This is a genomic window from Rahnella sp. PD12R (genome assembly GCF_019200965.1).
Classification (GTDB): domain Bacteria; phylum Pseudomonadota; class Gammaproteobacteria; order Enterobacterales; family Enterobacteriaceae; genus Rahnella; species Rahnella laticis.
In genome coordinates, this window is the sequence record NZ_JAHTMS010000001.1 from 816,222 (window position 1) to 828,218 (window position 11,997).

General features: G+C 53.2%; 12 protein-coding genes. 1 reads left to right on the plus strand and 11 read right to left on the minus strand.

Annotated elements, in window-relative coordinates; genetic code table 11:
• Positions 1-4: 4 nt before the first annotated feature.
• The 9 genes from rodZ to trmJ all read right to left on the minus strand — a co-directional run bounded on the left by rodZ (position 5) and on the right by trmJ (position 9,220).
• Positions 5-991, minus strand: coding sequence for a cytoskeleton protein RodZ (gene rodZ, locus KWG64_RS03740; RefSeq protein WP_152324574.1), 987 nt, complete (start codon positions 989-991; stop codon positions 5-7).
• Positions 981-1,742: a type IV pilus biogenesis/stability protein PilW gene (gene pilW, locus KWG64_RS03745; RefSeq protein ID WP_195815500.1), complete on the minus strand. Its 762-nt coding sequence runs from the start codon at positions 1,740-1,742 to the stop codon at positions 981-983. The genes rodZ and pilW overlap by 11 nt, the downstream gene beginning before the upstream one ends.
• Positions 1,743-1,833: 91 nt before the next feature.
• A complete protein-coding gene (locus KWG64_RS03750; protein ID WP_195815499.1) occupies positions 1,834-3,036 on the minus strand; it encodes a bifunctional tRNA (adenosine(37)-C2)-methyltransferase TrmG/ribosomal RNA large subunit methyltransferase RlmN in 1,203 nt (400 codons plus the stop codon).
• A gap of 226 nt (positions 3,037-3,262) precedes the next feature.
• Positions 3,263-3,688, minus strand: coding sequence for a nucleoside-diphosphate kinase (gene ndk, locus KWG64_RS03755; RefSeq protein ID WP_101076359.1), 426 nt, complete (start codon positions 3,686-3,688; stop codon positions 3,263-3,265).
• 220 nt (positions 3,689-3,908) lie between these two features.
• The gene (gene sseB, locus KWG64_RS03760; RefSeq protein WP_218520943.1) at positions 3,909-4,772 is read right to left on the minus strand and encodes an enhanced serine sensitivity protein SseB; all 864 of its coding nucleotides are present in this window, start codon (positions 4,770-4,772) and stop codon (positions 3,909-3,911) included.
• 76 nt (positions 4,773-4,848) lie between these two features.
• The gene (gene pepB / locus KWG64_RS03765; protein ID WP_218520944.1) at positions 4,849-6,159 is read right to left on the minus strand and encodes an aminopeptidase PepB; all 1,311 of its coding nucleotides are present in this window, start codon (positions 6,157-6,159) and stop codon (positions 4,849-4,851) included.
• A 112-nt stretch (positions 6,160-6,271) separates the two neighbouring features.
• A complete protein-coding gene (locus KWG64_RS03770) occupies positions 6,272-7,447 on the minus strand; it encodes an IscS subfamily cysteine desulfurase (protein ID WP_218520945.1) in 1,176 nt (391 codons plus the stop codon).
• Between the two features lie 322 nt (positions 7,448-7,769).
• Positions 7,770-8,264, minus strand: a complete 495-nt coding sequence (gene iscR, locus KWG64_RS03775; protein ID WP_101076364.1) for a Fe-S cluster assembly transcriptional regulator IscR — start codon at positions 8,262-8,264, stop codon at positions 7,770-7,772.
• 218 nt (positions 8,265-8,482) lie between these two features.
• Positions 8,483-9,220, minus strand: a complete 738-nt coding sequence (gene trmJ, locus KWG64_RS03780) for a tRNA (cytosine(32)/uridine(32)-2'-O)-methyltransferase TrmJ (RefSeq protein ID WP_218520946.1) — start codon at positions 9,218-9,220, stop codon at positions 8,483-8,485.
• A 126-nt stretch (positions 9,221-9,346) separates the two neighbouring features.
• On the opposite strand from trmJ, the gene suhB reads away from it, so the two are divergent.
• The gene (suhB, locus tag KWG64_RS03785) at positions 9,347-10,150 is read left to right on the plus strand and encodes an inositol-1-monophosphatase (RefSeq protein ID WP_101076366.1); all 804 of its coding nucleotides are present in this window, start codon (positions 9,347-9,349) and stop codon (positions 10,148-10,150) included.
• Positions 10,151-10,249: 99 nt separating this feature from the next.
• Here suhB and KWG64_RS03790 read toward each other — a convergent pair whose 3' ends face one another.
• Together KWG64_RS03790 and KWG64_RS03795 are read right to left on the minus strand one after the other, a co-directional pair.
• On the minus strand, positions 10,250-11,269 hold the full coding sequence (locus tag KWG64_RS03790) for a nickel/cobalt transporter (protein WP_218520947.1): 1,020 nt from the start codon (positions 11,267-11,269) through the stop codon (positions 10,250-10,252).
• Positions 11,260-11,859 carry a DUF1007 family protein gene (locus KWG64_RS03795; RefSeq protein WP_229893547.1) on the minus strand — a complete coding sequence of 200 codons (600 nt, stop codon included), beginning with the start codon at positions 11,857-11,859 and terminating at the stop codon, positions 11,260-11,262. The genes KWG64_RS03790 and KWG64_RS03795 overlap by 10 nt, the downstream gene beginning before the upstream one ends.
• Positions 11,860-11,997: the final 138 nt, after the last annotated feature.

Sequence of the window (11,997 nt, forward strand, 5' to 3'; positions counted from 1 at the left end):
CCGATTACTCGGCAGCTAAGGTCAGGCGTGCAACACGGCTTGATTTTACAAAACGACTTAAATCAACCGGTTTGCCCTGGAATTGGATATCCACCGCACCCGGAGCACCGATTTTCAGCTTATACGGCGCAGTGCCCTTAACGCTGAGAGACTCGCCGCCTTTTTTGATGCCGCTGAACAGGGTTTTACCTGATGCGTCATCGATTTGTAACCAGCAGTCAGCCTTGAAAGTCAAAGCAACCGCTTGTGGATCTGCACCTGCTGCAGCGGCAGTTTGTGCGTCACCCGTAGGCAGGCCATTCTCAGCCGTTGTTGCTGGCTGGCTGGTAGAAACCGCTGCCGGTTCCTGTGAACCCGTTACAGCCGGTGTAGTGCCTGCGGTAGTAGCAGGAGCCGGTGTAGTATTCAGCGGAATACTGTTTTGTGGCTGCGGCTCGGTCGCCTGCGCAGAAGACGTATCTTCTGTGGTCGGTGCAGAGTTCGCGTTATCGCCCAGTGGAACCGCTTGCCCCTGACCATTATCCTGATTCAGTTGCGCAGAAGACTGGTCAGCCATGGTGGCGATTTCCTGCTGCTGCGCCTGATGGTTTTGCCACCACCACGCACCGGTCAGGCCGATCACCACAAACACCACCAGCCAGGTAAAGCCCATCAGCCAGCCATCACGTTTTTTGCGAGACTTACCCAGGGAAAAACCCTGCATCGAAGCAACTTTCGGCACTTTGATGGGAGCTTGTTTACCAATCAGACCTAACAGTTCCTCTTCAGGAACGTGTACCAGCTTGGCGTAAGAGCGCAGATAACCACGCAGGAAAGTCGGCGCAAGATCGGCCGGCGTCGTTTCTTCTTCGATTTGGCGAATAGTCGAGACTTTCAGACACAGGCGTTCTGCAACGGCCTGATGACTGAGACCTAACTGTTCACGAGCCTGACGCAGACGTTCGCCTGTGGTCAGTTTTGCATTATTTTCTTGGGAGGCTTCAGTATTCATTAGCTAAGAACTGCTGGTACTGTTTAGATTGTGGATAACTACGCGCAAGCTGCTTACCGTAGCGTTGAACGCTATCCGGATTGCCCGCTAACGCAGCGAATCGAATTTGTAACATGATACTTTCAGCAGTGGCTGGCAGAACATGTTGATATACATCCAGTAATAGTTTCGCCTGAGCGCGGTTCCCTTCCCCAAATTCTTTGGTTGCCTCAGTCAGCAAGGGTGCGCCTTTATCGGGATCAACTTTTAATGCCCGGCTTAGTAACACTCGCGCTTCCTCATTCTGATTGGCCTTCAGAAAACAGTAGCCTGCATTTTCCAGACTGTCAGCTACCTGACCGTAATCAGGTGCATTAGCTGCGGCGCTAAACTGCTGTTGTGCGGGTACATACTGCCCTAAACTACACAAAAACGCACCGTAATTATTCATCACAGTGCCATTTTGCGGTGCCAGCTTCAGCGCTTGCTGGTAGCGGCTTTGCGCAGCTTTCTGATCGCCGTTTTTTTGCTCGTAAAGCGCCATTCCGAGCTGAGTGCGATAATCATTTGGCGCGCCATCCACGGCTTTCTGTAAATTTTGCTTTGCCGCGTCCATATTGCCCTGAGACAGATATTCCATCCCCAGCTCCAGACGCGTCTGCGCTGCGCCCGTGGCCTGTTGCGTTTCTTTCGGTGTACCGGAACACCCCGCCAGCAGCGCAACGGAGATTCCCGCTGCAATCAGCAACTTCACACTGCCATTCATTGTCATGCTTAATTCCCTTTATCTTGCCATCGACAACAAAACGGGGGCTTACCGCACTGCACAGTAACCCCCTCGCACTCTTTAAGGCTTATAGCGACTACACGGCTTTTACGGAAATCTGCTGCTCGCCTGCCATTTTTTTCTTCAACGTACGTTTAGTACGATCGATCACGTCGCCCGCCAGCTGCCCGCACGCAGCATCAATGTCGTCGCCACGGGTTTTACGCACAATCACCGTGAAACCGTAATCCATCAGCACTTTCGAGAAACGGTCAATACGGCTGTTGGAGCTGCGGCCATACGGTGCGCCCGGGAACGGGTTCCATGGGATCAGGTTGATTTTGCACGGCGTATTTTTCAGGCGTTCTGCCAGTTCATGCGCATGTTCAGTGCCATCGTTGATGTGGTCGAGCATAACGTATTCGATGGTCACACGGCCCTGATTGGCGTTGGATTTACCGATATAACGCTCAACGGCGGCCAGGAAAGTATCGATATTGTATTTGCGGTTAATCGGTACGATTTCGTCGCGAATGGTGTCATTTGGCGCGTGCAGGGAAATGGCCAGTGCCACGTCAATCATGTCGCCGAGTTTATCCAGCGCAGGCACAACACCCGAGGTGGAGAGCGTGACGCGACGTTTTGACAGACCAAAGCCGAAGTCGTCCAACATGATTTCCATTGCCGGAACCACGTTGTTCAGGTTCAGCAAAGGCTCGCCCATTCCCATCATCACCACATTGGTGATAGGACGCGTACCGGCCACTTTTGCGGCACCGATAATTTTCGCCGCACGCCACACCTGCCCGATGATTTCGGACACGCGCAGGTTACGGTTAAAGCCCTGCTGGGCGGTTGAGCAGAAAGTACATTCCAGCGCACAACCTACCTGAGAAGAAACGCAAAGCGTCGCACGGTCGCCGTCCGGGATATACACGGTTTCGACCAGCTGGCCGCCAACCTGAATCGCCCATTTGATGGTGCCATCGGTTGAACGCTGTTCGGACGCCACTTCCGGCGCACGAATTTCTGCAACGCGGGCCAGTTTTTCACGCAGCGGCTTGTTGATATCGGTCATTTGCTCGAAATCATCGCTGCAATAATGGTACATCCACTTCATGACCTGATCAGCACGGAACGGTTTCTCGCCCATGTTGATGAAAAACTCACGCATTTGTTTGCGGTTGAGATCAAGAAGGTTAATTTTTGCGGCAGCAGGCGGCACGACAGTGTTCACGGCTTCTGCGGAAACGGGAGTGTTCTCAGACAAGGTATGCTCGGGCGTGTTTGATTCTAACATGATGAAAAATGGCCTCGTTGTTACACGTTATGGCGTATTGGAAGTGCAGAGCCGAAACCTTTTCGGAAACTGGCGGCCTGCAAATAAATTGCGCCCCGACGAGGCTGGCTCATTCGGGGCGCAACATTGTACAAATTTTAGGGCAGTGTTGCCATGTTTGGAAGGCGCCTGTTACAAAATTCTTACGAATTTGCGGCCTGTCTTCCAGCAACCGGTGCCAAAAATCTTAACGCGGGCAGATTTCGCTTTCGGTGAAGAAGTAAGCGATTTCACGTTGTGCAGATTCTACAGCGTCAGAACCGTGAACAGCGTTAGCGGTGAAGCTGTCAGCGAAGTCTGCACGCAGGGTACCGGCCAGCGCGTTCTCAGGGTTAGTTGCGCCCATGATATCGCGGTTACGCTGAACAGCGTTTTCGCCTTCCAGAACCTGAACCATGATCGGGCCAGACGTCATGAACTCAACCAGACCATCAAAGAAAGGACGGCCTTTGTGCTCAGCGTAGAAGCCTTCAGCCTGCTCTTTAGTCAGTTTCAGCATTTTAGACGCGATGATGGTGAAACCAGCGCGTTCGAAACGTGCGTAGATAGCGCCGATGTCGTTGTTAGCTACGGAGTTTGGCTTGATGATGGAGAAAGTACGTTGGATAGTCATGAAAACCTCTGTCTGACTTTTATAGGTAGGGCCGGTTAATTTAATGTTATACCTGCCGTAAAATGGCGGTGATTATAGGGAGCGAAGTTACGATTGCCTACCTGAATCACAACATTTAATTAAAAAAATGTGTCATTGATTCACTATCACACCCAAACCGCCCATTTTTCGCAAACAAAGCGGAAGAAAACGGCATACCTCAGCCTCTCCCGCATACCTCTTACGCCTGACCCGAAGAGGGAATAATGTTGCGCAGCCAGCTGCCCCACTTGCGCTGATAGAAAGGCTGCGTATGGCTGATCAGATAATGGCTGATGCCACGCTCTTTTTCGGAAACGATACAGAAATCCACTGGGCGATCGTCCGGAGACGTTTCACTCGCCACATTCCCGGCTTCGCGGATCAGCGCGTCGATCTCCTGCTCATCACCGTCGGCTTCAACACCAATCAACAAATTGGGCTGGTCATCCACCGCTTTATCGTGGATCAGCGCCATAAAGGCACGGCGTACCGGCTTTTTCTGGGTAAAAAGCGTCGTTAGCGCATCAATCATGGCTGAAGGATATTCTTCCGGCTGACCAATCAGTAACTGACTTTCTTTGTCCAGCACCAGCTCTGACGGCGCATGTAATCCGCCGTTGCTCAGCAGCAGCGTGACTTCGTTTGGTGTGAATTCCTTTCCGTATTCGGATTTGGGATTCAGAAACAACTCATCGCCCTGTGTCATTTCAAACAACACACGGGCAGGCAGCGCAACAAACGCCTGCTCGTCGGGGCCTTCGCCCGCGCTGGCTTTTTCAAGCACATCAACTGAAGAGAAGAAAGGAATGACTGAGCTGCCGTCCTGTTTTTCCCAGTGCAGGATATTGAGTTCGCTACCGGCGGTGATCGCCACACTGCCCTGCTTTTCCGCGTCATCCTGACCTGCATCGCCCAGCACGAAAACGGTGGAATCCAGCAAGGTCTGGTAAAACGCCGGGCGCCAGGCAGGCGCGCTGACGGACAGGCGAAGCAGACGCTCCAGCTCATTTTCCCCGTTTACCGCTGCGGCTCCCGCAGGGAGATGATCGTGTGGGACACTCATAATACTGACTCCGGTAATGGTATAAAACGGGGCGCTAATCAGCGCCCCGTTATTCTTACTTAAACAAATGATTTTATTATTTAGACTTAGCTAACAGAAGGTTAGCGACGGTACGCACACCCAGACCGGTTGCACCGGCAGACCACTGGTCAGCCGCGCTTTTGCGGTAGGTTGCCGAACAGTCGATGTGCAGCCAGCCTTTCTTATATTCAGTGACGAAATGAGACAGGAAAGCCGCCGCCGTGCTTGCGCCCGCAGTGTGTGCAGGACCGGCGATGTTGTTCAGCTCTGCAAAATTGGAAGGCAGATGCGAACGGTGGAACTCTTCCAGCGGCAGGCGCCAGAACGGTTCATGTTCTTCTTTCGCACTTGCCAGCAGCTCTGCTACCAGCGCATCGTCAAAGCTGAACAACGCATGGTAATCGTTGCCCAATGCGGTTTTGGCCGCACCGGTCAGCGTTGCCGCGTCAATGATCAGCTCCGGATTTTGCGCAGAAGCGTCGATCAGGCCATCAGCCAGAACCAGACGGCCTTCGGCATCGGTGTTCATCACTTCAACCGTTTTGCCGTTGCGGTAACGGATGATATCGCCCAGTTTCAGGGCATTGCCGCTGACCATGTTATCCGCGCAGCACAGGTACAATTTCACACGTTTGTTCAGACCATTTGCCGCCGCCAGCGCCAGTGCGCCTGTCAGGGTAGCCGCGCCGCCCATGTCAGCTTTCATGGAGTCCATAGAAGCGCTCGGTTTCAGGCTGTAGCCGCCGGTGTCAAAAGTAATCCCTTTGCCGACCAGACAGGCATAAACCGGCGCTTCAGCGTCGCCGGTCGGGTTGTAATCGAGTGCCAGCAGAACCGGCGGACGGTCAGAGCCACGGCCCACAGTGTGGATACCCATGTAGCTTTGCTGACGCAGATCGTCACCTTTGGTGATGCGGTAGCTAACTTTCTCGTTGCCGAATTCACACATCAGATCGACTGCGCGGGTCGCCAGTTGCTCAGGCGACAAATCTTCTGCCGGGGTATTGATGGTGTTACGCACCCAGTCGATGATTTTCAGACGCTGTTGCAGCGCGGTGGTGTCTTCTTCAGACAACTCGGCCCATTCGACATTGCGCGTGCCTTTCGGGCCGCGGAAACCCTGCCAGAATGCCCAGCTATTTTCGAGATCCCAGCCTTCGCCTGCCAGCTTGACGTTTTTCACGCCCTGACCATCAATACGGCGTGCCGCACGGGCAATCGCAGGCAGCGCATCGCCCTCTTTCAGATGGATAGTCATGCCTTCAGAACCGGTGCTAAGCGTCGCTTTTTCACCCCAGCGGGCATCTGCTGGCTGGGAAGAAAGGAACACGGACATGGCTTCATTGGTGTTTACGTCGGAACTCATAACAGCACTCCTGATTTATTATTTTCAAAGACAAGTTTTATCTTCAATGAAAGTCTTTTCTTCAATGACAGGTAAATCGCCCTTTAAATAGGGTGGCACTTCACGGTAAATGTCAGGCTTTCGCCGTATAAACCGGTGGCAGTTCACGCAGGCGGCGAACAGATTTCACTACCAGCGCAATTGCATAATCAATTTCTTCTTCCGTCGTCCAGCGACCCAGCGAGAAACGCAACGAGGCGTGCGCCAGTTCTTCGTTAATCCCCAGCGCACGTAAAACGTAAGAAGGCTCGAGGCTGGCGGACGTACAGGCTGACCCGGAGGAAACCGCCAGATCTTTCAGCGCCATAATCAGAGATTCCCCTTCAATGCCGGCGAAACTGACGTTCAGAATATTCGGCGCAGCATGTTTGGCGGAACCGTTCATAAAGACGTGGTCCAGCGCCTGAATGCCTTTCCACAGACGGTCACGAAGCATAGTCAGACGTTCAACTTCCGTCACCCTTTCTTCTCTGGCGATGCGATAGGCTTCACCCATCCCGACAATCTGATGCACCGGCAGCGTCCCGGAACGCATGCCGCGCTCATGCCCGCCACCATGAATTTGCGCTTCGATGCGGACTTTCGGTTTGCGACGCACATACAGCGCGCCGATGCCCTTCGGACCATAAATCTTATGTGCGGAAAATGACATTAAATCGACCGGCAACTCGCTGAGATCAATATCAATTTTCCCCACGCTCTGGGTCGCATCCACGTGGAACAACACGCCACGGCTGCGGCACAGTTCGCCAATGGTCGCGATATCCTGCACCACGCCGATTTCGTTATTCACCTGCATGATGGACACCAGGATTGTGTCCGGACGCATCGCGGCTTCAATGGCCACCGGCGTGATAAAACCGTCAGCCTGTGGTGCCAGATACGTAACCTCAAAACCTTCGGTTTCCAGCTGATGGCAGGTATCAAGCACCGCTTTATGCTCAGTCTGGCTGGTAATAATGTGTTTGCCCTTCTCGCGTTGCGCGTGCGCCGCACCTTTGATCGCCAGATTATCGGATTCTGTCGCGCCGGAAGTGAATACGATTTCACGCGGATCGGCATTTATCAGTTCGGCAATCTGGTTGCGCGCCACATCCACCGCCTCTTCGGCCTGCCAGCCAAAACGGTGAGAACGTGAAGCCGGATTACCGAAAGTACCGTCCAGTGTCAGACACTGCATCATTTTCTCGGCGACGCGCGGATCAACCGGCGTAGTGGCAGAGTAATCGAGATAAATAGGTAATTTCATGGCAGGCAAGCTCCGGACTGCGCGTTCTGTTGCGAACGAAAGAATTAAAAAAACGACACCCAGTTTAAAACGGCTTCACGAATTCTTAAAAGGGAAATGACGTTTTGCGGGCACTAAACGGTAAGTATTGGCGTCTGAAAATGCAAAAACCCGCGGAAATGTGAATTCCCACGGGCTTCTTAAAACATAAATCTCAGCATTCCCTAAATCATTCATGTTGCATCAAGGCGGCAACAGAGCAAATCCCCGGGAGCATACAGTAGTATGTGACCGGGGTTTGCGACGGCAGCCAACGCCGAGGCGGCGCGAAGGATGACGGGGATTAGGCTCTGAGATTTACGTTGATCGTCTCCATCTGACGGCCATTCGGCTGACGACGGATTTCACCGTTCTGACGGTCGGCCACTTCCAGGATTTCCTGGTTGTTGACCAGCTCTGCCAGTGTGATGTTGTTGAGGAAACCGCTGATGCGCTCGCTCAGATCACGCCATAACGTATGCGTCAGGCAACGTTCGCCGTTCTGGCAGCCTTCTTTACCCTGGCAACGGGTCGCATCGACAGATTCGTCAACGGCAGTAATCACCGCGCCAACTGCGATATCACCGGAATCTTTGCCCAGCAGATAACCACCGCCCGGACCACGAACACTGGCAACCAAACCATTTTTACGTAAACGCGAGAACAACTGCTCCAGATAAGAAAGAGAAATACCCTGACGCTCAGAAATATCAGCCAGTGGTACTGGTCCTTCCTGTGAATGCAGTGCAACGTCGAGCATAGCGGTCACGGCATAACGGCCTTTGGATGTCAGTCTCATAGCATGGTTACCTGTTTTAAATGTCTTTTAAAAACGCACGAATGCGGTTGATGCAAATGAGTCTGACATTCCCGAGTAAATCAGTCAACTATTTAACCGAGTAATTTACTCAAGTATTACACAGAGGAAAAACAGGCGTTATTGCCTCCACAAGTGGAGGCACCGCAACACAATGATTCACATAACAAAAAATCGCCTTAATAACCCCAAAAACAGGCTTATTCTTTGTTGTTATGAGTCTTTTCAATCGACGTCAGAATGCCGCGCAGGATGTTTAATTCCTGAGATTCAGGTCGCGCACGGGTGAATAAACGGCGTAATTTGCTCATGACCTGACCCGGATGAGCCTGGCGAATGAAGCCGGTTTCCAGCAGCGTCTGTTCAAGATGCTGATAAAAACGCTCCAGATCATCGACCAGCGGATACGGCGATTCTTCGTATTCCACCTGCGGTTTTGCGGCTTCGAGTAAAGCCAGATGCGCGACGCGAACTTCATACGCAATAATCTGCACGGCCATCGCCAGATTCAGCGAGCTGTATTCCGGGTTCGCCGGAATGCAGACGTGGTAGTTACATTTTTGCAGCTCTTCATTGGTCAGCCCGACGCGTTCGCGCCCGAAGACCAGCGCAACCGGCGCGGTTTGTGCCGCTTTGGCGCTGTGCTCACCGCATTCACGCGGCTCAAGCATAGGCCACGGCAGCGTACGGGAACGCGCACTGGTGCCGATCACAAGGCTACAACCGGAAAGGGCTTCATCCAGCGTATCAACGATGGCGGCGTTGCCGATCACATCGCTGGCACCAGCGGATAAAGAGATGGCCTGAGAATCAGGTTTCACCAGCGGATTCACCAGATAAAGGCTTGATAAACCCATGGTTTTCATAGCGCGGGCAGTAGAACCCATGTTACCGGTGTGGGACGTTTCAACTAAGACAATGCGGATATTAGGCAGCATACAGACTCTGGGCAGACGGAAAATCACAACAGCCTAACACAACGGTAGTTAATTTTCAGAACCCCTGCTATACTGCGCGCCGTTTCCCGTATTCCCGTTCTTTAACATCCTAGTTGGAAGATATCCATGCATCCGATGCTCACCATCGCCGTGCGCGCTGCGCGCAAGGCCGGTAACCTGATTGCCAAACATTACGAAACGCCAGACTCTGTAGAAGCTACTCAAAAAGGTACCAACGATTTTGTTACCAATGTAGATCGCGATGCAGAACACATGATTATCGATGTCATTCGTAAATCCTACCCAAAACACACCATCATCAGTGAAGAGTGTGGCGAGCTGGAAGGCGAAGACAAAGACGTACAATGGATTATCGACCCGCTGGATGGCACCACCAACTTCGTTAAACGCTTCCCACATTTCGCTGTTTCTATCGCCGTGCGCATCAAAGGCCGCACTGAAGTCGCGGTAGTTTACGATCCAATGCGCAACGAACTTTTCACCGCAACCCGTGGTCAGGGCGCACAGCTGAACGGTTACCGTCTGCGCGGCACTAACGCGAAAGATCTCGACGGCACCATTCTGGCGACCGGTTTCCCGTTCAAAGCCAAACAACACGCAAAAAGCTACATGAACGTCGTGGGCAAACTGTTCACCGAATGTGCAGATTTCCGTCGCACCGGTTCTGCTGCGCTGGATCTGGCTTACGTCGCTGCTGGCCGCGTTGACGGTTTCTTCGAAATCGCCCTGAAACCTTGGGATTTCGCCGGTGGCGAGCTGCTGGTTCGTGAATCAGGCGGCGTTGTAACTGACTTCGTTGGCGGCCACAACCATTTCTCTTCCGGTAACATCGTTGCCGGTAACCCACGCGTCGTTAAAGGTATTCTGATGACCATGCGTGATGAACTGAGCGAAGCGCTGAAGCGTTAATTTCGCCGGTTTCGGGTCGTAAGGCCCAAAAAAAACGGACGTCCATTGATTGGGCGTCCGTTTTTTTATGTCTGCGGTTCAGGATTGGCAGCGAGAAGACTAACGCCCGAAAGGCCCGCCGGTGATCGGAGAAACGTCGCCGCCGCCGGTGCTGCAGAGCAAAATGCCCACCACCAGCAACACAATCCCGCCGGTCAGTGCCAGCAAAGACCAGGCGATGCGCTGCCACGCGGCAGGCGTCCGGCTTGCGCTCAGTTTTACTGCCAGCGAACGGCTGTAAAATACCAGTACACCGATGAGCGACACGGTCAGCGACGTGCCGATGGCCATCGTGATGGCAGAAATCACGCCCCAGCTGTAAACGCCGATCACTTTGGAGAACAGCAGAACCATAATCGCGCCGGAGCACGGGCGCAGGCCCATCGCCAGCACAATCGCGATTTGCGTACGTAAATCACCGCCCGCCTGAAGCTGCTGATCGCTCGGCACATGCTGATGCCCGCAGCCACAGTGTTCGTCATGAACGTGCGGCTGAGCGCCAGGCGGAGAAAGGCTCTGGATGCGCATGGCCGGTGCTGGCTGCAAACTTTTGATCGTCTGCCAGACCCGTTTAAGCGCCCGCCAGCACAGCAACAATCCGAGAAGAATCACCAGAATGAAACTGCCCCGCTCCATCCAGAAACTGCTCTGATGAAGCTGGCGTGAAGAAAGTTGTAAAACGCCAAGCACAACGCTGACCAGCAAAATCGCCACCAGCCCCTGCACAATGGCGGAGGCAAACGTCAGTTTCAGGCTATTTTTAAGGCGTGACGGATGCGTCGCCAGATAGGTCGTAATAACGATTTTTCCGTGCCCCGGCCCGATGGCGTGAACCACACCATAAATCAGACTGAAACCCGCCAGCGTCATGCCTGCCTGTAACGGATTTTCTTTCACCTGCCGCAAAAGCCCGGCCAGTTCCTGATGCAAATCCCGCTGCCAGATAATGCTGCTGAGCAGAATTCGCGGCCAGAAGTGGAACAGCGCAAACGCCCCGCCCGCCAGCAGGATCAGAAATACCGCCAGCGGCCATAAATCCCGCCAGGAAAAGGTTTTCGATGGCGTTGAAATTAATGACATTCGAGTGTGACCTTCTGGGCAAATTGCTGACCAAGATCCATGTCTTCCGGCGGCGCATCAGCCTTATCCAGCGACAACGCGTAACTTTGCAGCGAGGCGTCCGGTTTCGGAGTAAACAACGCGAGCGTACAGCGTTTTTCCAGATCCGGCGGAAGGTGCAGCGCAGTTTTGTCTTTGTACGTCATATCCACAAAATAGGAGGGATCGAAGGTCGAGAACTGCATCGGCTTGCCCGCCAGCGGTTGCGGGTGCGCCAGTGGGAGTACAAACTCCAGCACCGCCTGATCGCCTTTGCGGGAAAGCGCATATTCACTGGGTAGATCGAGATATTTCACCGGTTTTCCTTCACGGTAAAAATCGGTGAAATAGTGCTGGCTGAGCACCCGCGCCATGACTTCTGCCGCCAGCTTCTTCCAGATATCCGATCCCGCTTTGGCATTCTGCGCGTCATACAGCAGATCGGCGGAGGTGATTTCGTCCATCGTCCAGACCATTTTCAGCCCGGTCAGCGACGTTGCGTCAGCCACCAGTGTGGTTTGCATATCAATAAAACTGTGCGGATGCGCCAGCACACTGGCTGGCAGGCACATGAGCGCTAAACCCAGCCATTTCGCACAGCGGGAAACAGGCCGGTTCCTGGCTTTGTTCAAGTTCATCTCCCTGTAAAGCGCCATCATATTGTTACTTAGTAACAGTATTTTGCTGTGCATTTAAGCGGTCGTCAAAAA